Genomic DNA, 21,544 nt, shown 5'->3' with positions numbered 1-21,544 from the left:
CCATGCCGGCGTTCGACATGGCAGGCAAGCTGGCCGAAGGGCTGCCCGCGCCCGCGGGCGCGTGGTCACCGATCCCGAAGTACAGCTTCGTGGGTGGCAACAACGACTCGCCCAGCGTGCCGGTGGGCGGACTGACAGAAGCGGCGATGGCGGTGCTGGCCAAGCACGGGTCGAACCTGGCCACCTACAACCTGGGTGGCAACCCGCAGGGATTCGAGGGCTTGCGGAGCTTTGTCGCCCAGTCGCTCGCTGCCAACGCCCACATGCCGACCGATCCCGACCAGGTGCTGGTGGTGTCGGGCTCGCTGCAGGCCCTCGACCTGGTCAATGCAGCGTTTCTGCGTCCGGGCGACGTCGTGGTTGCCGAAGAGGCGACGTACGGGGGGATGATCTCGAAGGTCAAGCGCCGCGGCGCGAGCTGCGTAGGAGCCGAGCTCGACGACGACGGGATCATTCCCGAGCGCCTCGAATCGCTGCTCGACGAGCTGGCTGCAGCCGGCACGCCGCCGCGGTTCATCTACACCATCCCGACCGTGCAGAACCCCACCGGTTCGGTCATGCCTGTCGAACGCCGGCGGCGGATCCTGGCGATCGCCCGCCGGTTCGGGGTGCCGATCTTCGAGGACGAGTGTTATTCCGATCTTCAGTGGACTGGCGAGCGACCGCCGACACTGCGGGCGCTGGACTGCGCCGAGTCGGAGGGGCAGAGCGCCGTCGTCTACTGCGGCTCGTTCTCAAAGTCGATCGCCCCGGCCCTGCGGGTCGGTTATCTGGTGGCCGACGTGCCGATCATCCGGCAGCTCGCTGCCCTAAAAGACGATGCCGGTACCGGCGCACTGGAGCAGCTTGTGCTGGCCGAGTATGCGAACGCCCACTTCGACGACCATGTGAGCCAGCTGCGGGACACCTTGCGAGCGAAGTGCCGAGTGATCCGTCGCGCAGTGAACACGCACCTCGGTGCCTTGTCGCGTGTGGCGATCAAGCTCGGCGGGCCGGTGCAGGTGACCGACCCCAAGGGCGGCATCTTCGTGTGGCTGACGTTCCCGTCCGGCACCGACACGGCGCGCTACCTGGCGCCCGCTGCGGAGCGGGGCATCCAGTTCAACGAGGGAGCGGCGTGGTCGGTTGACCCTTCGTGGGGTGCGCGCCGGATGCGGCTGTGCTTCGGCAGCCTGCCCGACGACGACATTCGCGACGGTGTAGCCGCCCTCGCTGAGGTGATCGCCGCGAACTAGCAGCCGCTAGCCGCGCCGCGTTCGACGGGCCGCTAGCCGCGCCGCGTTCGACCGGCCGCTAGCCGCGGCCGTGACGCAGGAGCTTGCCGGGGGTCGCACCCGTGCACTCGCCGTCACGGAACGTCTCAACACCGTTCACCAGGATGTGCCGGTATCCGTGCGCACGCTGCACCCGGCGCCACTCGCCGCCGGGCAGGTCGTAGACCGCCTCGCCGATCCACTCGGGATCGATGGCCAGCTCGCCCATGTCATAGACGAGCACATCGGCGGGAGCGCCTTCGGCGAGCACGCCGCGATCCTTGAACCCGGCCGCATGGGCTGCAAGCGCCGACATCCGGTAGTGGGCCTCCTCGACGGTGAGACGCTGCTCGTCACGCACCATCCATGCCAGGAAGTCCGTGGTCCAGGCACCGCCGGTGAAGAACTTGGTGTGGGCGCCGCCGTCGGACACGCCGGGAATGGTGTACGGCGAGTCGGTGTACACGGCGGACATGTGATCCACGTTGAACTCGGGGCCCTCGCCCAAGAACTCTGTGCGCAGGTCGGTCTCGAGCGACAGGTCCAGCATCACGTCGATGTAGTGCTTGCCCTCCATCTCGGCGATCTCGCCAAGCGACTTGCCCACGTATTTCTGCAGGTCCTCGCGCCGGGCCACACCCTGCACGACCAACTTACGGGGCGGCCCGCCGACCGCGCCCTGCGTGTTCGCGAACAGCGTGGCCGCCTCGTCGGTCTCGGCCCGCAGCCGGTCCCGGATGGCGGGGTCGGACATCTTGCGGATCTTGTCCTCAAGCGAGCCCGTGGTCGCCTCACGCCACGCCGGGCTCGAGTCGTAGAGGTTCCACTCGTCGAGCGAGAAAGCGAAGCCTGTTCGGATCGAGGCGCCCTGGCCGAAGATGCGCAGCCCGTCGTTGTGAGCCTGTTCCAGCCATTCGAGCCGTTCCTCGTGCACCCGCGGGTTGCGCTGACTCACCGGCACGACGTTGTCGATGATCGGCCGGCCGCACACTTCCGCCAGCCGCCGCTTGAACTCGAGGTCCTCAGGGTTGTTGACGTCGGCGCTCGTGGCCTGCGTCAGCTGGATGAAGCCCTCGTCGCGCTCGCGCAGCACCTCGGCCAGCACGAAGATGTCGTCGTCGATCATGGTGTCGGTGACCATCGGCGAGCCGTCGAAGTCGGCCTGGGTGGAATTGGGGCCGAGGCGCTGGATGGAGAAGCCGCACAGGCCGGCGTCCATGCCCTCATGCAGCAGGCGCTGCATCTCCTTGCGCTCGGCGTTGTTGGCCGGGCGTGTCTTGGCAGCTTCCAGGCCCATCACGTAGATCATCAGCGAGGCCGTCGGCATGTACTGCAGCACGTTGACGCCCTTTGGGGCGGCATCCAGCGAGTCCAGGTACTCCGGGATGGTCTCCCAGTCCCACTTGGGCAGCATGCCCTCCTGCATCGCTGCCAGCGGGATCGCCTCGGTGCGCACCATCGTGAGCATCGACCGCTCGCGGAAGTCGGGCTTGCAGGGAGCAAAGCCGAATCCGCAGTTGCCGAGCACCACCGAGGTCACCCCGTGCCAGCTCGAGATGGAGCAGTAGGGATCCCAGCGGATCTGCGCGTCGTAGTGGGTGTGCAGGTCGATGGTGCCTGGGGCAACGATGCAACCGCCCGCATCGATGACTTCCTTGGCCGGCTTGTCAGGCCGTCCGCCGATCTGGGCTATCCGTCCATCGGAGATCCACAGGTCTCCCCGGAAGCTCGGCACGCGTGTCCCGTCCACGATCGTGCCGTCCTTGATGTGGATGTCGTATTCCTCCACGATGTTCCCCCCTGGCTCAGCGCGCAGTACAAAAAACCTAACACAGCTTCGTAAATCGCTGGCTGCTCGCAGAGCCTGCGGGGCTCAGAAAATGCTGAAACCACCGTCGATCTTGATGACGTCGCCGGTGTGCCAGCGGGAAGCGTCGCTCATCAGGTACACCGCGATCGGGCCGAAGTCGTCAGGCACTCCCCAGCGGCGCATCGGGATGCGCGGCATCACGTTGTCGACGAACTTGTCCCAGTTGAACAGGCGCTCGGTCATCGCCGTATCGATCCAGCCGGGGATGATGGCGTTCGCAGTGATCTTGTAGCGGGCCATCTCGACCGACAGCCCCATCATCATCGCCAGCATCGCTCCCTTGGTGGCCGCGTACGCCTGGCCGCGGGCGGCGCCCTGAATGGCGGTGCCGCTGGAGGTCAGCACCAGGCTGCCGCCCTCGCCCTGGGCGATCATCTGGCGGGTGGCGGCGCGCAGGGTGAAGAACACGCCGTGCAGGTTCACGTCGATGACGCTGAACCAGTCCTCGTCGGAGTGCTCGTGGAAGCCCTGCTGGTTCTGGGTGCCGATGCCGGCGTTGGGGAAGCAGGCGTCGATGCGCCCGTAGCGCTCCACGACCGCCGCCATGGACTCCTCGACCTGTTCCTGGTCCGAGACGTCGCAGCGCAGCGCGCTCGCGGACGGGTTGATCTGCTGCAGCTCGGCCTCGGCTGCCGCGTTCTTCTCGGCGTTGGTGCCCCAGATGCTGACGTCGGCGCCGGCAGCGGCGACGCCGCGGGCGTAGCCGAGCCCGATGCCGCCGTTGCCCCCGGTGATGACTGCGACTTTGCCGGTGAGGTCGAAGCCTTCGTACTGGTACGCCACAGCGGGCTCAGCCCTTGATCTGGCGCATGAACATGCCGTTGTCGAAGTAGTCCCGCCAGAACGTGATCAGCCCGTCGTTGACCTCGAAGATGCCCATCACCGGCAGCTCGATGAGGCGGCCTGAGCCGGTGTGGAAACGGTCGACGCGCTCGTTCATGACCGTGTTGCCGGTGGCCGTCTGTCGCACGACTTCGAACTCCACGGGCCCGTCGCCCTTTGTCAGGCCGCTGAGGAACTCCTTCATGGCATCCGGGCCAGTCATGTCGCCGACCGGCACATTGTCGTAATAGAGATCGTCGGACACATGGGCGGCAGCGCCGTCGAGGTCTTTCGCCTCGATGCAGGCGATGAACTTGCCGACGACCTCGGTGGGGGAATCTGACATGGCTGCTGTGCTCCTGTCTCGGACGGCCGGCAGACCCAGCCGCTGGGGCTCTGGTGTAGCACGCAGCATGATCTGCTGCCCAGCCGGGACGACGCGAGCTGCACTTCGGTGGGCGCTAGCGCCGAGAGTGGCCGAGAGTAAGGTCAGCGGGCTATGAAACCGCAGCAGGTGAGGTGTCAACCATGACGGGTAGCACTGACCGCAGGCCGCTGGAAGGCGTGCGGGTCTTCGAGATCAGCATCGCGGTGGCGGCGCCGTGCTGCGGGAAGATCCTGGCCCACCACGGCGCCGAGGTGTTCAAGGTGGAGGCCCGCAGTTATCCCGACGTGGCGCGGGCCTTCGGCTCGGCATGGGCACGAGATCCCGAGCTGGCCGACGTGTTCTGTGACACGAGTCCTTATGTGCCCGAGATGTCCTGCGGCAAGCGATCGGTGGGCTTCGAGCTGAAGCAGCCCGGCGGGCTCGAGGCCGCCAAGCGATTGCTGGCGACCTGCGATGTGTTTCTCACCAACTTTGCAGCGCCGGGCATCGCCGAGTTGGGTCTCGACTACGAATCTGTCGTCGAGCTCCGGCCCGACATCATCTATGCCGGCATGACGGGCTTCGGCGTCGACCCGGACAAGCCGTACTACCCCTTCCGGGCCTTCGGGCCCAATCAGGCCCCGCTGGTGGGTTGGGATGCCCTCACCGGATTCCCGCACGAAGAGCCGGCAGGCATTCCGTCCATCGCACCGCCCGACTACATGGGCGGCCTTCACGCCACGATGGCGATTCTCAGCGCCCTGCACGAGCGCGACCAGACAGGCGAGGGACGCTTCATCGACATCAGCCAGCTCGAGACAACGGTGTCGTTTCTGGGCCCGTACCTGGTGGGTCAAGACCTGGGCGTGCCAGAGCCGTTCCGCAACGGCAACCGTGTTCCGTGGTCGGCACCGGCCGGCATCTACCCGTGCGCAGGTGGCGACCGGTGGGTGGCCGTGGAGGTGCAGAGCGACGAGGCGTGGCAGTCACTCGCAGCGCTGCCCGAATGGCGGAACATCGGGGCGCACGGCGCCAGCCATATGGCTGCGTTGTCGACCTATCCGCACGAGACGCTGGCTGATCGCATCGCCAACCACGACGCCATCGATGCGGAGCTGTCGGCGTGGACGGCGCGTCGCAGCCCGCAGCAGGCGGCCGCTGAGTTGCAGGCGCTGGGCATCGCGGCCTACGAGGTGCTGGATCACACCGGCGTTCTCGTCGATCCTCAGGTGCATGACCGCCGGCCGTACTCGATCGTCCCGTGCCCCCGCCTCGGCAGGGACCTGTTCGTGCGAGACCCGCTGCGGATGAGCGGGACGCCGCCCTTCGTGACACGAGCGGGTCCGAACATGGGCGGCGACACTACGGAGGTCATGGCCGAGCTGGGCTATGCCGATGACGAGGTGTCCCAGATGATCGAAGGGGGTGAGGTGTTCACTGATTCGCGGCCTGAGCTCGTGCTGGAGCGGCCATTCGACCGCTGGTACGGGTCGGTGGGCATCGCCGAGTTCTACGACGACGAGGGCAACGTCACGGGCGGCGGGCAATGAGCGCCACCCAGGCCACCCAGCAGCGACGGGGCCCTTGGACGGGCACCCGGGTGCTCGACCTGACCGGTCTTTCGGGCGCTTACGGCACGCGGGTGTGGGCGGCGCTCGGTGCCGATGTCATCTGCGTGGAACCCCCGCAGGGCAACCCCGTGCGGAAGATGCCGCCAATGGCTGCCGGGCACAGCGGTCCCGAAGCCAGCTTGTGGTGGGCGTACTACGCAGCTTCGAAGCGCAGCGTCGTGCTGGATCTGGACGACGACGACGACGTCGATGCATTGGTAAAGCTGTTGGGGACCGCTGACGTTGTGTTCGATGATGCGCCGCCTGCAATCCAAGAGAACTACGACTGGCTCGCCAACCAGGGTTACCTGGACGGATTCCCTCAAGGCTGTGAGGGCATCTGCGAGCACTTTCCGGGCCTCACCTGGGTGTCCGTAACGCCGTTCGGCATGACTGGTCCGCGACGTGCCTGGCACTCGTCGAACCTGATCGGCTGGGCATCGTGTGGCCTGGCGTCCACGGTCGGCTTCCCCCACGGCCCGCCATTGGCGCCCGGCGGCGAGATCGGCGTGCTGATGCACGGCGCGTCGCTCTACGCCGTGATCGGGGCAATGCTCTCAATGCGCGCCGGTGGGGGTCAGACCGTCGACCTGTCGCTGCAGGATGTCGGGCTCTGGCTGTCGCCCGAGACGGGTGTGCCGCTGTATCTCGACGATCAGGTGCCGCGGCCTCGTGCGGGCAACCGCCGTCCGGTGACGAGCCCGATGGGCATGTACCCGGCGTCCGACGGGTATGTGGCGATGATCGCCATCCAGCCGGCGCACTGGAACGCGGTGGCGCAGTGGGTGAACGAGCTCACCGGCAACGAAGGCATTCTCGACGAAGTCTTCGTGGACATCGTGGTGCGGCGCGAGGCGCTCGAAGCTGTGGATGCCTGGGTCGAGGAGCTGACGACGCAGTTCACCAAGCAGGAATTGTTCGTCGAGGGCCAGCGCCGGCGGATACCGATCACCCCGGTGAACACCGTCGGCGACCTGCGCACCGACCCTCATCTCGAGGCGGTCGGATGGTGGCGGAACGAAGAACATCCGGTGCTGGGCAGCTACACCGTGCCCGGTTCGCCGTTCAACACCGACGGCGACTGGTGGGCCTGGGATCGTGCGCCGATGCTGGGCGAGCACACAGACGAAGTTCTCGGCGAGTTGAGCTGAGCGGCGACTCGACTGCGTCAACAAGACTGCAGCGGGAGCCGACCTGAGTATTGGAGCCGAGATGATCAGGCTGGAGCACGATGGCGCAGTGGGCATCGTGACGCTGTCGCACCCGCCGCACAATCTGATCGGTGACGAATTCATCGATCGCTATTGCACTGCCCAGGAGGATGCGGTTGCGGCAGGCGCACGGGCGATCCTGGTGCGCAGCGACCTGCGTCACTTCTGCGCCGGGGCTGATGTCAAGGCGCTGGGGCCTGGCGACGACGGTGCCGCCAGCGACCCTGCGGCAGTGCTCGACCGGCTCGAATCGATCCCGGTGCCGACTGTGGCCGCGATTCACGGCGCCGTGCTCGGCGGCGGCTTCGAGCTGGCGCTGGCGTGCGACATGATCGTGGCCGCCGAGTCGGCCCAGGTGGGCGCTGTGGAGGTCACCTTGGGCTTGGTGCCGCTGCTGGGCGCAATCCAGCGCTTGGTGGCACGAGCGGGCCCGGCCCGGGCACGCGAGATCACCATGCTGGGGCGCCGTTACCGACCTGCCGAACTCGAACGGCTGGGCGTGGTGAACCTGGTGGTGCCCGACGCTGAGCTGGAAGAGGCCTCGATGTCGTTGGCGCGCCAGCTTGCGGCGGGACCGACCGTGGCGCTGGGTGTCATCAAGCGCGTGGTCAACATCGCGGTCAACGACGGCACGAAAGCGGCCGACGAAGCATTGAGCGGTGAGCTGGCGACGATGTGGGCGTCCAACGACGTGCGACGCGGTACCGAAGCGATGTTCACCGATGGTCCCGGAACAGCGGTGTTCGAAGGCAACTGAGCGAATCGAGGCAGCGACGTGACCGACGTGACTTCCGAACCGCCCGGCAGCGCAGGTGACGCCGACCCTGCAGAGGCGCCGGCACACGCTGCACCGCTGGCGGGCATCACCGTGGTGGACTTCACGCGGGTGCTCGCTGGACCGACGGCGACCCGGATCCTCGTCGAGATGGGTGCGTCGGTGACCAAGGTGGAGCCACCGGCGGCCGACATCGCGCGGGCCGCATCGCCTTCCGCGGGACCGACATCGGGCTACTACCTGCAGCTGAACGGCGGCAAGCGGAACCTCAGCATCGACCTGAACTACCCGGAGGGACGGGCTGCTGTCTTCGAGCTGTGCAGCAGAGCAGACGTGATCGTCGAGAACTATCGGCCGGGCACGATGGCGACCTTTGGCCTGGACTACGAGGCGGTGAGTGCCGCCAATCCGATGGTCGTGTATGTGTCCATGTCGGGCTACGGGCAGGACAACCCGTGGTCGGGCCGACCCGCGTTCGCGCCCACAGTGCAAGCCGAGAGCGGATCGACGGCGACGCATCTCGCCCACTACGGCGACCTGTTGACCCGACCCACGACGGATTCGACCAGCCAGGCCGATCTGTACACGGGCGTCCAGGGCGCCCTCGCTGCCATCACCGGCCTGTTCCAGCGCAGCGTGACTGGCCGGGGAACACACGCCGATGTCTCGATGATGGCCACGATGCTGTCGGTGAACGAGCGGCTGCACATGGAGGCCAACGGGCTGGATCCGCTCGGGGAGCCGACAGCGCTGAGCGCTCCCGAATCGCCGATCTTCGAGCTAGCCGACGGGTCGCTGATCACCATTGCCGCGTCGCCGGTGTGGTCTCCGGCATTCGGCCGGTACTGCACGATGATGGGCCGCAATGACCTCAAGGCCGATCCGCGCTACAAGACGCCGGAGCTGCGCCGGGAGCACTACGACGAGCTGATGGCGGAGGTCGCAGCGTGGATTCGCACCTTCGGGAGCATCGACGAGCTGGAGCACCAGGTCTCAGGAGCCGGCGGTCTGGCTGTCGGTCGCATCCGGACGTCGGGCGAGGCGCTCGACACCGAGTGGGCCGAGGCGATCCAGCCGTACTACAGCGTCGAGGCCGACGGGCGCGAGCTGCGGCTGATGCGCGGGCCATGGCGATTCGACGGCCTGTCGACGGCGCCATTGCCGCTGGCGGCAGCGCAGGGGGCGCACAATGCCGAGGTCATGGCAGAGCTCGGCGCGACCGAGGACGAAATAGCCGATCTGGCCGAGCGAGGCGTGCTCCGCTCCAGCGACTGAGGCCGCTGCTCAGCGCGGTGGGTCGAGCAGGGGCTGTCCGGTGGCCGTCACGATGACCGGGTCGCCTACGGAGACCACAGCGCCTTCGGGATCGATGGTGCAGGCGATGCCGAACATGGCGTTGCCCTCGAGCATCCCTCGCATGCCTGGCGAGAATCCTTCGGCGCTGTAACACCAGCGGTGTTCGCGCAGCACCAGGGCCGGCTCACGGTGCCGTTCGCCGGTGTCTTGGTCGATCTGCGGGACGGCACAGCGGGGCCACACCACCCGGGTGGCGAGCTGGGCGGGTCCGATCGAGAACTCGGTCCAGGTGTCCTCGGCCCACGGCTGGTCGTTGGTGACGATCAGGTTGGCACGGAACCGCTCGATGCCGAACGGCTCGGACGCCCGTGCAACGAGATCGTCGAGGGAAGCAGTGCTGGCGACCAGCACGGGCGCGGCGTCGGCGAATCCGGTGGGGCGTCCCCGGAACAGCCGCATCGGCCGTGACGACTCGGGAGTCAACGCTGCGAGCCTGGCCGGGAAACCGAGCACTTCGCTGAAGAACTCGGCGGCTTCGTCTCCCGCATCGGCGCACGCCACCTCCTCGCCGATGAGCGCAAGGACAGTGACGTCGTTGGCGTCGGGCCGCTTCACCTCGATCATGCCCACGCCGGGTGCGCTGACGGTCAGGCCGCCTTCGATCGGCTCCGGTGCGACCGTGGCGAGCGCCGCGTTCCGGCGCTGGGTGACCGCCTCGCCGAGGGCACTGTCTTCCGGAGGATCCGTGACTACCTGCCATTGCCGGTCGCCTTCGAGCCCCGTTGCGGTCACCGTCACCGAGTCCAGCTCGATGCGGCGGCAGCCCTTGATGGGGTGGATGGCGATACCGGTGAGCGATCCGCCGTCGTGGCTCTCCGTGGTCATGGTCAGACCCTAGGGCGTGTTGACAAATTGTGGGCCGGATGGCTGCTGTCAGATGCTGGTGGCAGCGGTCGGTATGGCCCAGGCTATGTAGAACCAGAGCTGCAGCGGGATCGAGGCGATGGCGACGCCGGTGACTGCAGGTCGCCGAAGGGGGAGAGCTGCGGCGACGGTGAGCGCTGTGGAGAGCACTATGACGATCCAGCCGGTTCCGCTGTTTTGGGTGCAGGCGGTGTCCCAATCGGTGCCGCAGAACACTGCGGTGAAGGCGACACCGCCGACAGCGAGGGTGATGGCTGTGGCTGCGGCTGCCCAGAGTCCCAGCGCCGCCCACACCGAAAATCGGTGCTGCGGTGATGCGCCGGATGGCGCTGGGACTGGGAGAGGTTTCATGGCGTTACCAGGCGCACCGCTTCCACGGTCGCAGATAGCCGAGGTTCGCTGAGCGGTGCCCTTCGAGGTCCCATGAGCCGCCTCCGCCGACGAGCTGATACACGATATGGCAGTGGATCTGCTGCCATATCGCTGTCCAGCTCCTCACGCTCACGGTGAGGCTGTGGCTGCGCAGGCACGAGCGTGCCTCGCGGTACATGGCCCATGCGGCGGCGATGGTTGCCGCCGGGCTCGTCAGCGACGCTGCGCGGCCGAGATCGGTGGGCGCGATGTGGATGCTGTCGTAGCCTTGGTTCGCGGCCCATGACACTCCGATGTCGTCGACGGTAACGTCGGCGCAGTCGAGATAGCCGGTATCGGTCGAGGCACGACCGCACGATCCCATGCCGAGGAAGCACGGCCACGCATTGGCGTTGGCGCCGCCACCCATCCGGCGCATCGCCTCAGCCGTGAGCGCCTCGATGTCATCAGGCAACTCGACATCGTCGTCGTCGTTCTCGATTTGGGTCTCGGTGCCTGTCGGGTCTATGACCGGCTCGCCGCTCGCCGGTCGCCTGCGCCGGCACAGCCATAGTCAATGTCAGCGCTGCCGCGGCCAGCACCGCCAGCAGTGCTGCGATCAGTCGTCTCATGAGGCCTCATTCCTTCCGTCATCCGTTCCGGTTCTCGGAACGGAATGCGAGAACATACACCCGTTGTCACAATATGAGAACACATACATCTACTGTCACAACATGAGGCAGAACAAGATGCAGCGCCGACCTGTCCTTCACGCACACCGTTCATCACACCGGAACAGCATCCGTCTCCACGAAACTCAGGCATCCCCAGAGCCTGCGCAAAACCCAAGATGAATCACAACAACCAACAAACCGCCGCTTGACGAACCATCGGAGCACCACCTCCCCAACCACTTTGTCAACACGCTCTAGGCTCGCCGCGCACCGCTGTCTTGGAGTCGCGGCGGCCTGGCTGACGTGGGGAGGGACGGGCAGGCATGTCACGTCGGGGATTCGAAGCTCGCCACCGTCCCAAGATCGGCGTGGAGAGAGCCGAACCGCCGCAGTGGCTCCTGGATCACACCGATCTCAACATGCACGCGCTCGGACCTGGCGCCGATCTGGAGGCCACCTGGGTGGCGGCCGGACTCGAACTGCCCAACCGCTCCGCCATGCGCCGGTACCGGCTGGAGCGGGTGCGCGAGCAGTTGCGGGGCGCCGACTGCGATGCAGCGTTGCTGTATGACCCGCTCAATGTCCGCTATGCCACCGACACCACCAACATGTCGCTCTGGACCATGCACAACGCCGTCCGCTATGCGTTCGTGGCCACCGAGGGGCCGGTGGTGGTGTTCGAATTCTCCGACGGGGAGTTCCTCGATGCCCACTCCGAGACGGTGGACGAGATCCGTCCGGGACTGTCGTACATCTATTTCAAGGCTGGGCCGCGCTCCGGCGAAGTCGCCGACCGGTGGGCGGCCGAGATTGCGGCACTGATGGAAGAGCACAGCGTGGGAGGGCGACGCCTCGCCGTCGATCAGCTCGAACTGCGCGGGGTCCGGGCCCTGGAGTGCCGCGGCATCGAGCTGGTCAGCGCCGGCGAGCTGATGGAGCAGGCCCGTGCGATTAAGGGCCCCGACGACATCCGGGCCATGCGGTGCGCCGTGCACGCCTGCGAAACGGCGGTCGGCGACATGGCCGCCGTCTTCGAGCCCGGAGTGAGCGAGCTGGATCTGTGGGCCGAGCTGTGGGCAGGGAGCCTGCGGCGCTACGGCGAGTGGATCGAGACCAGGCTGCTGTCGTCGGGACCGCGCACGAACCCGTGGTATCACGAGGCCAGCAGCCGCCGGGTGCAGGCAGGCGAGCTGATGGGTTTCGACACGGACCTGATCGGCGCCTACGGCATGTGCGTGGACCTGTCACGGACATGGCTGTGCGGCAGTGGCAGACCCAGCGGTGCCCAGCACGACGCGTGGTCGCTCGCACTCGAACAGATCCAGCGCAACACCGAGCTGCACCGCCCCGGAGCAACCCTGCGGGAAATCACCGACAAGGCGTGGTACCCCGACCCCGAGCATTACCGCGGCTACACGGTCATCTCCCATGGCGTCGGGCTGTGCGACGAATACCCGGCGATCTACCACCGCCACAAGTGGAACTCGATCGGCTACGACGGGGTTCTGGAGCCCGGCATGGTGATGTGCGTGGAGGCGTTCATCGGTCCGAGATCGGGCGGCGAGGGCGTGAAGCTGGAAGAGCAGGTGCTGATCACCGAAACCGGCAACGAGGTGCTGACAAGCCTGCCGCTCGGACTGGTCTGAGCCCCAGAGCCGTCGGGGTCGTCGGGGCCGTGGCGGCGATCAAGCCGGATCTGCCGACAGGTCACGCTCGTGCTGTTCGAAGCTGACGAGCACCTGGTTGGCCTCGACGGCATCGCCTGGCTCGCAGCGGATCTCTGCGACGGTGCCCGCCCCGTGCGCGGCAAGCGAGTGCAGCATCTTCATCGCCTCCACCACCACGACCACGTCGCCCGTGGCAACGACATCACCCGTCACCACCGGCACGTCGACCACGACAGCGGGAAATGGCGCAGCGACCGAATCGACGTCGCCGGTGTCGTCGGTTGCGGTGGGCGCCCAGGCGTCGGAGCGATCAGGCACGTCGAAGGTGACCGTGTGGCCGCGGAGATTGACGGCCACTCCCTCACGCGTTGCACTGCTCGTGCTCGCGGCACGGCCCGCAGCCATCGCCCCGGCGGACACCTCGTGGAGCTCGCCGACCTCATCGCGCAGCACGGCGACGGCGTCCGAGGTGTGCGGGGTCAGCCGGAAGTCGCTCAGCACGGTCCACGGCCCACTCGGGGCTGCAGCACGCTCGTCCAGCAACTGGCCCAAACAGGCGGCTGCGGCGGCCGCGGCCGCCTCGGCGGCAGGCGGCGGCGCAGGCATCTCGGCGGCTCCGAGCCCATCGATCACGTTCGTGGTCATCTCGCCGTCGCGCAGTTGGGGCGCGTCGACGAGCCAGCGCAGAAATCCGGCATTCGTGGGCACCGGGCCCACGACCAGCCCGTCCAGTCCGTCACGCAGGGCGTCGAGTGCCGCAGGGCGATCGGGGCGAGTGACGACGAGCTTGGCGATCAGCGGGTCGTAGTACGGGGAGATCTGACTGCCGGCGACGATGGCGGCATCCCAGCGCACTCCTGCGGGAACCTGCAGATGGCGTACCGGGCCTGCCTGGGGAGTGAAGCCATCGGAGGGGTCCTCGGCGTTGATACGGGCTTCGATGCTGTGCCCGCTGAACGTGACGGCTGACTGGTCGAGACCCAGCGACTCGCCGGCGGCGGCTCTCAGCTGCAGCTCCACCAGGTCAAGCCCGGTAATGGCCTCGGTGACGGGATGCTCCACCTGCAGGCGGGTGTTCATCTCTAGGAAGAAGAACTCGCCGGTGCCGGCATCGACGATGAATTCCACGGTGCCGGCGTTGTCGTAACCGATGCGATGGGCCAGCGCCACCGCCGCGTCATGCAATCCCTCACGGGTGGCGGCATCCAGATTGGGTGCCGGCGCTTCCTCCAGCAGCTTCTGGTAGCGACGCTGCGAGGAGCAGTCGCGAGTGCCGAGGTGGATGACCGTGCCGTGCCGGTCGCCGACGACCTGCACCTCCACGTGACGGGGCCGCTCGATGTAGCGCTCCACCAGCACCCGGTCGTCGCCGAACGAGCGCAATGCCTCGGTGCGGGCCTCAGCCAGCGCGGCGTCGAACCCGTCAGCGGAGCGGACGATGCGGATGCCCTTGCCGCCACCGCCCGCTGATGCCTTGATCAGCACCGGAAAGCGCATCTGCTCGCTTGCGGCGCTGATGTCGGCGTCGTCGAATCCGGGGATCGTCGGCACATCGGCTGATTCGGCGATGGCCCGGGCTTCGATCTTCGAGCCCATCTGGGCGATGGCGTCGGGATGCGGCCCGACCCAGGTCAGTCCCGCGTCGATGACTGCCCGGGCGAAGTCTGCGTTCTCGGACAGGAAGCCGTACCCGGGGTGAATCGCATCTGCCCCGGACTCGTGTGCAGCCGCAATGATGGCTCCGGCGTCGAGGTATGAGCGCTCGAGCGAGGCCGGCCCGATGCAGTGCGCCTCGTCGGCGTCGCCCACGAACGGCGAGCGGCGATCAGGCTCGGCATAGACGGCGACGGTTCGCCAGCCCAGCCGGCGCGCCGTCGCGAATACCCGGCTCGCGATCTCGCCTCGGTTCGCGACCAGCAGCTTCACGGCGATCGTGCCTCGAGCGTGTGCGGATGGATGAGTCGTGCCATTGCGTCACCTGTTGTATTCCCGCTCTTGTTCGCTCCGCTCACGGGCCGCTCGGGCCACGGCTTCGCCTCTCGGCTCAGCCTCTTGCCGGCTACATCCGGTAGACGATGCCGCTGCCCGGGGCGGGGGCATCCTGGCGGGCCGCGAGCGCCAGGCAGAGCCCGAGCGCGTCCCGCGTGTCGGCAGGGTCGATCAGCCCGTCATCCCACAGCCGGGCGGTGGCGTAGTAGGGGTCGCTCTGGCGCTGGTACTGGTCGGCCACCTCGGCTCGCATGGCCGCGATCTCTTCATCGGTGGTCTCCGTTCCCCGCATGCCGGCGAGCCGGATGTCCACCAGCACCGTCTGAGCGGTTTCGGCGGACATCGTGGCGATGCGGCTGTTCGGCCAGGCGAACAGGAACCTGGGGTTGAAGCCTCTCCCGCACATGCCGTAGTTGCCGGCACCGTAGGAGCCCCCGATGAGCACCGTGTAGCGCGGCACAGTGGCGTTGGCCACGGCGGACACCATCTTCGCCCCGTGCTTGGCGATGCCCGCTGCCTCGGAGTCGCTGCCCACCATGTAGCCGGTGGTGTTCTGCAGGAACAGCAGCGGCACCCGCCGCTGCTCGCACAGCTCGATGAAGTGGGTGGCCTTGAGGGCGTCGGAGGAGAAGATGATCCCGTTGTTGGCGATGATGCCGACTTGATGGCCCCAGACTCGAGCAAAACCGCAGGTGATGTGCTCGCCCCACTCCGGCTTGAACTCCGAGTAGCGGGAGCCGTCGACCAGACGGGCGATGACCTCTCGTGCGTCGAAGCCGATGCGGTCGTCAGCGGAGATCACGCCGTAGATCTCGGCTGGGTCGTAGTGGGGTGCTTCCGGTTCCGCCCACGACAGCCAGCCCTCGCGGTGATCCACCGGACGCTGGTTGGCGGCGGCGCAGAGCTCGCGCAGCTTGCCGTACGCAGACCGCTCGTCTGGGGTCATGTAGTCGGACACGCCCGAGATGCGGGTGTGCAGCGCTGCGCCGCCGAGGTCGTCGGGCTCGATGATCTCGCCGAGAGCGGCCTTCACGATCGGCGGGCCGCCGAGGTAGATGCGGCCGATGCCCGACACCATGATCACCTCGTCGCTCAGCGCCGGAACGTACGCCCCGCCTGCCGTGCAGCCGCCCAGCACCACCGAGATCTGCGGCAGGCCCATGGCTGAGAGCCGGGCCTGGCGGTAGAAGCTGCCGCCGAAGTGGTCCTTGTCGGGGAAGATGTCGTCCTGCAGGGGCAGGAAGGCGCCGCCGGAGTCGACCAGGTAGATGACGCCGAGGCTGTTCTCGGCGGCGATGTCCTGGGCACGCACGTGCTTCTTGATGCTGACCGGCAGCAGCGAGCCGCCCTTCACCGTGGCGTCGTTGGCGATGAACATCCACGGCACGCCGCAGACCACGCCGACACCGGTGACGATGCCCGCGCCGGGGGCGCTGTTGTCGTACATCTCCCAACCCGCCAGCGTGGAGAGCTCCAGGAACGGCGTACCGGCATCGCACACCAAATCGATGCGGTCCCGAGGCAGAACCTTGCCCCGGCTGTGGTGACGCTCGATGGAGCGCTCCCTGCCAGCCCCGCCCGAGATGGCGAACTGCTGCCGCTCGCGCAGCACGGCGAGCAGGTCGCCGTAGGCAGCCGTGTTCTTGTCGAACTCGGTGCTGCCGGTATCGATGCGGCTCTCGAACTGTCTCATCTGTCGGCGATGTCCATAGGCCGGGGCGTTCCCGTCGTCGAAGATCGTACGGGGCGCGCCGTTTCGCACCCCGGCTCAGAAGTTGCGGTCGGTGGGGTCTTGGCCGAGCAGGACCTTGCCGGCGGTGTCCATCTGGTAGCCGCCCACCATGAAATGGCCCGCGACGGCACGCACGTCGTTCAGCAGGGCGCCGAGCGGCGATGACGTGAAGTTGGCAGTGCTGCCGGCCGCATCGACCAGCGTCTCGACCGCGGCGATGCAGTTCTGCACACTCCACGAGCAGGCCAGGCGGGCGCGGGCGTGCTGGGCGGGCGTGATCTCGTCGTGCGCTGCTGCGGCGTGCCAGATCTCGTCGAGCTGGTCGGCCACGTACGAGCGACCGGCGCCGGCGAGTGCGGTGGCGCGGGCGATCGCTGCGTGGGCATCGGGTCGGCCGGCCAGCTCGGTGCGGGCGAACAGCGGGGTCTTGGCGGTGGCCAGGGCCGTGAACTCGTCGATGGCCCGATCTGCGATGCCCGCAGCCACCCCGGTCTTGGGGAACGGGAACCGCAGCGCCGAGGGCAAGCGGTAGAAGGGATGCTCGTTGGGCCTGGGCAGCGAGAAGTTCTCGGCCACGCCAGCACGCTCGCTGGGCACGAAGCAGTCGGTCAGCACCACGTCGTGGCTGCCGGTGCCACGCAGTCCCAGCGTGTGCCAGGTGTCGTCGATGAGCGAGGGATCGGCGGGCACCAGAACGTGGCAGATGTCCTTGGGCCGGCTGCCCTCGACGACGTTGGCCACGACCCACCAGTCGGCCACCGAGCACCCGCTGACAAAAGTCCAGCGGCCGTTGACGATCCAGCCGCCGTCTACTGCGCATGCAATGCCGCGGGGTACGCCCGAGCCGGCGATCACCGCGTGGGGGTGCTCGTCATAGAACGCGGCGACTGTGGATGCTTCGAGGTGGGCAGCGAAGATCTCGGCTTCCTCATTGCAGGTCATGGCCACCCAGCCGGTCGAGGGGTGCTCGTAGGCAATCTTGCGGGTGAACTCGATGAACTCTGCGGGGTGACGGCCGAGCCCGCCCAGCTCGGCCGGAACGAGCAGCTTCATGAGGCCGAGGCGCCCGAGGTCGGCGATGATCTCCCGATCAGGATTGCGCTCGGCGTCGCAGCGCTCCCCGCAAGCGCGCACTCGCGCCAGCATCTCGTCGTTCAATTCGCTCGGCGGGCAAAAGCGCTGGGGCGCGTGGCTCTGGGCCATCCGGGCAAGCTAACCGCCCCTCGACTGTGGTTGCCTGCGTATCGTCGTACCGGTTCGACACGGAATCCCGGCCTGAGTTCACGGACATCCCATGAAATCACCCCATGCCACGCAGCCTTCCGCGGCATCGCCGCTCGGGGGCTTGACGGTGCTCGACTTGACCGATCACCGCGGCGAGCTGGGTCCTTGGATGCTGGCCGAGCTGGGCGCCGAGGTGATCAAGGTCGAACCGCCGGGCGGCACTGAGGCCCGCGTAGCGCGGCCGATGCGGCAGCCGGACACTGCCGATCGGGATCTGCGCAGCTGGCAGTTCTGTGCGTACAACTCCAACAAGCGCTCGATCGTGCTGGATCTGGACGACCCGGACGACCGGGACGTGTTCGAGCGTCTGGTCGGCAGCGCTGCATTCATTTACGAGTCCGGCGTGCCGGGCACGCTGGCTGAAGCCGGCTACTCCCACGACGACCTGGCAGTGCTGAACGGGCACATCGTCCATGTGCAGGTCACGCCGTTCGGCCTCGATGGCCCCCGTAGCGGTGATCCCGCGTCGGAGCTGTCGCTGGCGGCACTGGGCGGGCCGGCGAACATGCAGGGCGTCTTCGAGCGAGCGCCGGTCAAGGTCTCGGTCGCGCAGGCGTGGCGCCATGCAGGCGCCGAGGCCGCCGCCGCAGGGCTCATGGCACACGCCCGCATGCGCGTCAGCGGAGCGGCACAGCACGTCGGCGTGTCGGCTCAGGCGGCGATGACGTGGACGCTGCTGAACGCCATGGAGACCCACGCCATCTGCGGGCGCGACTTCAAGCGCTCGGGGACGGTCGCGCAGCTCGCTGTTCCCCTGCAGATGCGCTACCTCACCCAGGACGGGTGGGCGATCGGCGTCGCCCGGGGCGTGGCGACCGGCCGGCTGCTCGAGTGGTACATCGAGGAGGGCCTCGCCGACGAGAGCTGGCGCACCGAGGAGTGGGACACCTACGACCTGCGCGCCGCGGCCGGCGAGCCGATCAGCCGAACCTTCGACGAGCTGTACGAGGCCATGGTGGGGTTGTGCGCGAGCCACACGAACGCCGAGCTGCTGCAGCGTTCGATGATCCTGAAGGAAACGATTGCGCCGGTCCACACAGTGGCCGACCTCGTCGAGTTCGAGCATCTGCGAGCGCGCGACTTCTGGCGTTCGGCGGAACTGCCCGGCGCCGACCCGGTGGAGATCCCAGGCGGCCCGGCGACCATCGACGGCGTCCGCATCGGCACCAAGCGGCAGCCGCCACGACTCGACGAGCACGGCGCCGAGATCCGGGCGCAGGCGGCTGACGCCGCGAATGAGCCCGAGACGCAGGCACAACCGCTGTCATGGGACGTGGGCACTGCCGAACTGCCATTCGCCGGGCTGCGCGTGGCGGACTTCAGCTGGATCGGCGTGGGACCCATCACGGCGAAAGCCCTCGCGGACCACGGAGCGACCGTCGTGCGCATCGAGTCGAGCTCGCGACTCGACGGACTGCGCGCGAACCCGCCGTTCAAGGACGATGTCGCCGACGTCGACATGGCTCACTTCTTCGGTACGTTCAACACGTCCAAGCTCAGCATCGACATCGATCTCAAGAGCCCTGAGGGCGTCGAGATCGCCCGGCGGATGATCGCGTGGGCCGATGTGGTGGTGGAAGCGTGGACGCCAGGGACCTTCGCACGCAACATCGCGGACGACGAGCTGATCGCGGAGCTGAACCCGCAGGCGATCGTGGTGCACACCTCGCTGCTGGCCAGCGGCGGGCCGCTGTCGGCATTGGGCGGGTTCGGCTACCACGCGGCGGCCATCGCAGGCTTCTACCCGATCGTGGGCTGGCCCGACCTGCCGCCCGACGGCCCGTACCTCGCCTACACCGACACCATCTCGCCGCGCATCATCACCGCCACGCTGCTCGCAGCGCTGGACCGACGGCGCCGGACCGGCGAGGGCTGTGTCATCGAGGCTGCGCAGCTCGAATGCGGCTTGCAGTTCCTGGCACCCGAGCTGGCTGACTACGGCGAGAGCGGCAACGTGGCCACCCGCATGGGCAACCGCGACCCCGACATGGCGCCCCAGGGCGTGTACCCATGCGCGGGAGAGGATCGCTGGTGCGCGATCACCATTGCCGACGACGGGGAGTGGAAGACGCTGGTGGAGCTGATGGGCGCTCCGCCGTGGGCGCAGGCGCCCGAGCTGTCGACGCTGGAGGGACGCCTCGCTGCGCACGACGCCCTCGATGAGCAGATCTCGGCGTGGACGGCGAATCAGGACGCCGCCACGCTGGAACGACGGCTGGCAGGCGCCGGGATTGCGGCAGGCATGGTGCAGCGAAGCAGCGACCTGCTCACAGACCCGCAGTATCTGCACCGCGGCTTCCACCGGTGGCTGGAGCACCCCCGGATGGGCGCCGTGCCCTATTCCGGCCACCAGTACCAGATCGCCGGGTACGACCATGGGCCGAGGTTTGCGGCACCCATGATCGGGCAGCACACCTACGACGTCCTGAGCTCCGAGCTCGGATTCACTGACGAGCAGATTGCTGACGCGGCTGCTGCCGGCGCCTTGGGCTGACGGCTCGCCGCTCAGCCAACGGCTTTAGCCTGACGCTGTGAGTGCTGCGCAACCCGTCCCGCTGTCGGCGCTGGACCTGGCGACCGTTTCTGAGGGCGGCACCAGCGCGCAGGCGCTGTCCGAGACCACCGAGCTGGCTCGGGCTGCAGACCGCCTGGGCTACGAGCGCTTCTGGGTGGCCGAGCATCACAACATCGACACCGTGGCGAGCACCTCGCCGGCGGTGCTCATCGCTCACCTGGCCGCTCACACACAGCGGATCAAGCTGGGCTCGGGCGGGGTGATGCTGCCCAATCACAGCCCGGCCGTGATCGCCGAGCAGTTCGCGATGCTCGAAGCGCTGCATCCGGGCCGCATCGACCTCGGCGTCGGGCGGGCCCCCGGCAGCGATCGCCTCAGCGCCGCCGCGGTGCGTCAGAGCATCGCTTCCGCTCCCGGTGAGGGTGGCCGAGCACCCGACGGCGCACTTCGGCAGGGCGCAGTGCCTGATCCTTGGCAGGTGGATGACTTCCCGAGCCATCTCATTGACCTCATGGCGTACCTCGGGGACGTGCGGGCTACGGAGGGGCCTTGGGTCGACTTCCAGGCAACCCCAAAGGCGACATCGGCACCTGCGGTGCTGCTGCTGGGCTCGAGCGGCTACTCGGCCCAGCTCGCCGGGTACCTCGGTTTGCCGTTTGCTTTCGCGCACCACTTCGACGGCGGGGGAGTGCTGGGTGCCGTTGACCTGTACCGCCAGCGGTTCCAGCCGTCGATGGTGCTCGACGAGCCCTACGTAATGGTGAGCGCGGGCGTCGTCACCGCCACCGACAGCGAGACCGCCCGCTACCACGCTGCGCCGTCGCTGCTGCGACGCTGGGGCATCCGCACCGGCCGTTTCTGGCCGCTGTTGCATCCCGACGAGGCGATGACCCATCCCGAGTGGCAGCGCGCGGCGACGATGCCGACCAACGCCATCGTGGGCGATCCGGGCGAATCGGTCGAAGCTCTCGAGGTGCTGGCCGCCGCGACGGGTGCCGACGAGTTGATGGTGCACACGTCGACGTTCGGGCTGCCGGAGCGCACCGCCAGCCTGGAATTGCTGGCGGATGCTTGGAGCGAGCGCAATGCAGGCAGTGTCGAGGCCAATTCCGAAACCAACCCAGCGCTCGACTCCAAAGCCTCTCCGGCGGGCACCTCATGACGGCGGCGAACGAAGCTCCGTCGAGCGCTCCATCGAGCACAG

At 67.7% G+C, this 21,544-nt stretch carries 17 protein-coding genes; 8 read left to right on the top strand and 9 right to left on the bottom strand.

Annotated elements, in window-relative coordinates:
- Nucleotides 1-2: 2 nt before the first annotated feature.
- Nucleotides 3-1,235, top strand: a complete 1,233-nt coding sequence (locus ACOGI5_RS13065; protein ID WP_419864846.1) for a PLP-dependent aminotransferase family protein — start codon at nt 3-5, stop codon at nt 1,233-1,235.
- A gap of 58 nt (nt 1,236-1,293) precedes the next feature.
- Here ACOGI5_RS13065 and ACOGI5_RS13060 read toward each other — a convergent pair whose 3' ends face one another.
- From ACOGI5_RS13060 to ACOGI5_RS13050, 3 genes are all read right to left on the bottom strand, one after another.
- A complete protein-coding gene (locus ACOGI5_RS13060) occupies nt 1,294-3,042 on the bottom strand; it encodes an N-acyl-D-amino-acid deacylase family protein (RefSeq protein WP_419864845.1) in 1,749 nt (582 codons plus the stop codon).
- Between the two features lie 84 nt (nt 3,043-3,126).
- Complete coding sequence (locus ACOGI5_RS13055; protein WP_419864844.1) at nt 3,127-3,906, bottom strand: SDR family NAD(P)-dependent oxidoreductase; 780 nt, start codon at nt 3,904-3,906, stop codon at nt 3,127-3,129.
- A 7-nt stretch (nt 3,907-3,913) separates the two neighbouring features.
- Nucleotides 3,914-4,291, bottom strand: a complete 378-nt coding sequence (locus ACOGI5_RS13050; RefSeq protein ID WP_419864843.1) for a limonene-1,2-epoxide hydrolase family protein — start codon at nt 4,289-4,291, stop codon at nt 3,914-3,916.
- 182 nt (nt 4,292-4,473) lie between these two features.
- Between ACOGI5_RS13050 and ACOGI5_RS13045 the strand changes: the two genes are divergently transcribed.
- The 4 genes from ACOGI5_RS13045 to ACOGI5_RS13030 all read left to right on the top strand — a co-directional run bounded on the left by ACOGI5_RS13045 (nt 4,474) and on the right by ACOGI5_RS13030 (nt 9,183).
- Entirely contained in the window at nt 4,474-5,862 is a 1,389-nt protein-coding gene (locus ACOGI5_RS13045) for a CaiB/BaiF CoA transferase family protein (protein ID WP_419864842.1), read from the top strand.
- The gene (locus ACOGI5_RS13040) at nt 5,859-7,073 is read left to right on the top strand and encodes a CaiB/BaiF CoA transferase family protein (RefSeq protein WP_419864841.1); all 1,215 of its coding nucleotides are present in this window, start codon (nt 5,859-5,861) and stop codon (nt 7,071-7,073) included. The genes ACOGI5_RS13045 and ACOGI5_RS13040 overlap by 4 nt, the downstream gene beginning before the upstream one ends.
- Nucleotides 7,074-7,134: 61 nt before the next feature.
- A complete protein-coding gene (locus tag ACOGI5_RS13035; RefSeq protein ID WP_419864840.1) occupies nt 7,135-7,890 on the top strand; it encodes an enoyl-CoA hydratase/isomerase family protein in 756 nt (251 codons plus the stop codon).
- Between the two features lie 18 nt (nt 7,891-7,908).
- The gene (locus ACOGI5_RS13030) at nt 7,909-9,183 is read left to right on the top strand and encodes a CaiB/BaiF CoA transferase family protein (RefSeq protein ID WP_419864839.1); all 1,275 of its coding nucleotides are present in this window, start codon (nt 7,909-7,911) and stop codon (nt 9,181-9,183) included.
- Between the two features lie 9 nt (nt 9,184-9,192).
- Here the strand turns inward: ACOGI5_RS13030 and ACOGI5_RS13025 are convergent, their stop codons facing one another.
- The 3 genes from ACOGI5_RS13025 to ACOGI5_RS13015 form a co-directional block, all read right to left on the bottom strand.
- Nucleotides 9,193-10,089: an MOSC domain-containing protein gene (locus ACOGI5_RS13025; protein ID WP_419864838.1), complete on the bottom strand. Its 897-nt coding sequence runs from the start codon at nt 10,087-10,089 to the stop codon at nt 9,193-9,195.
- Nucleotides 10,090-10,137: 48 nt separating this feature from the next.
- A complete protein-coding gene (locus tag ACOGI5_RS13020) occupies nt 10,138-10,422 on the bottom strand; it encodes a hypothetical protein (RefSeq protein WP_419864837.1) in 285 nt (94 codons plus the stop codon).
- Nucleotides 10,423-10,483: 61 nt separating this feature from the next.
- Entirely contained in the window at nt 10,484-10,954 is a 471-nt protein-coding gene (locus ACOGI5_RS13015) for a hypothetical protein (protein WP_419864836.1), read from the bottom strand.
- A 522-nt stretch (nt 10,955-11,476) separates the two neighbouring features.
- Here ACOGI5_RS13015 and ACOGI5_RS13010 point away from each other — a divergent pair.
- A complete protein-coding gene (locus tag ACOGI5_RS13010; protein WP_419864835.1) occupies nt 11,477-12,799 on the top strand; it encodes a M24 family metallopeptidase in 1,323 nt (440 codons plus the stop codon).
- A gap of 39 nt (nt 12,800-12,838) precedes the next feature.
- On the opposite strand, the gene ACOGI5_RS13005 is transcribed toward ACOGI5_RS13010, so the two are convergent.
- From ACOGI5_RS13005 to ACOGI5_RS12995, 3 genes are all read right to left on the bottom strand, one after another.
- Nucleotides 12,839-14,746, bottom strand: coding sequence for an acetyl/propionyl/methylcrotonyl-CoA carboxylase subunit alpha (locus tag ACOGI5_RS13005; protein ID WP_419864834.1), 1,908 nt, complete (start codon nt 14,744-14,746; stop codon nt 12,839-12,841).
- A gap of 133 nt (nt 14,747-14,879) precedes the next feature.
- Nucleotides 14,880-16,502, bottom strand: coding sequence for a carboxyl transferase domain-containing protein (locus tag ACOGI5_RS13000; RefSeq protein WP_419864833.1), 1,623 nt, complete (start codon nt 16,500-16,502; stop codon nt 14,880-14,882).
- A 75-nt stretch (nt 16,503-16,577) separates the two neighbouring features.
- Nucleotides 16,578-17,744: an acyl-CoA dehydrogenase family protein gene (locus ACOGI5_RS12995; RefSeq protein ID WP_419864832.1), complete on the bottom strand. Its 1,167-nt coding sequence runs from the start codon at nt 17,742-17,744 to the stop codon at nt 16,578-16,580.
- A 91-nt stretch (nt 17,745-17,835) separates the two neighbouring features.
- On the opposite strand from ACOGI5_RS12995, the gene ACOGI5_RS12990 reads away from it, so the two are divergent.
- Nucleotides 17,836-20,319: a CoA transferase gene (locus ACOGI5_RS12990; RefSeq protein ID WP_419864831.1), complete on the top strand. Its 2,484-nt coding sequence runs from the start codon at nt 17,836-17,838 to the stop codon at nt 20,317-20,319.
- A 37-nt stretch (nt 20,320-20,356) separates the two neighbouring features.
- Nucleotides 20,357-21,502, top strand: a complete 1,146-nt coding sequence (locus ACOGI5_RS12985; protein ID WP_419864830.1) for an LLM class flavin-dependent oxidoreductase — start codon at nt 20,357-20,359, stop codon at nt 21,500-21,502.
- Nucleotides 21,503-21,544 lie beyond the last annotated feature (42 nt).

The organism is Candidatus Poriferisodalis sp. (genome assembly GCF_965208925.1).
Classification (GTDB): domain Bacteria; phylum Actinomycetota; class Acidimicrobiia; order Acidimicrobiales; family Poriferisodalaceae; genus Poriferisodalis.
The sequence above is the reverse complement of the archived record's forward strand: the minus strand, read 5'-3'. Positions and strand labels throughout refer to the sequence as shown.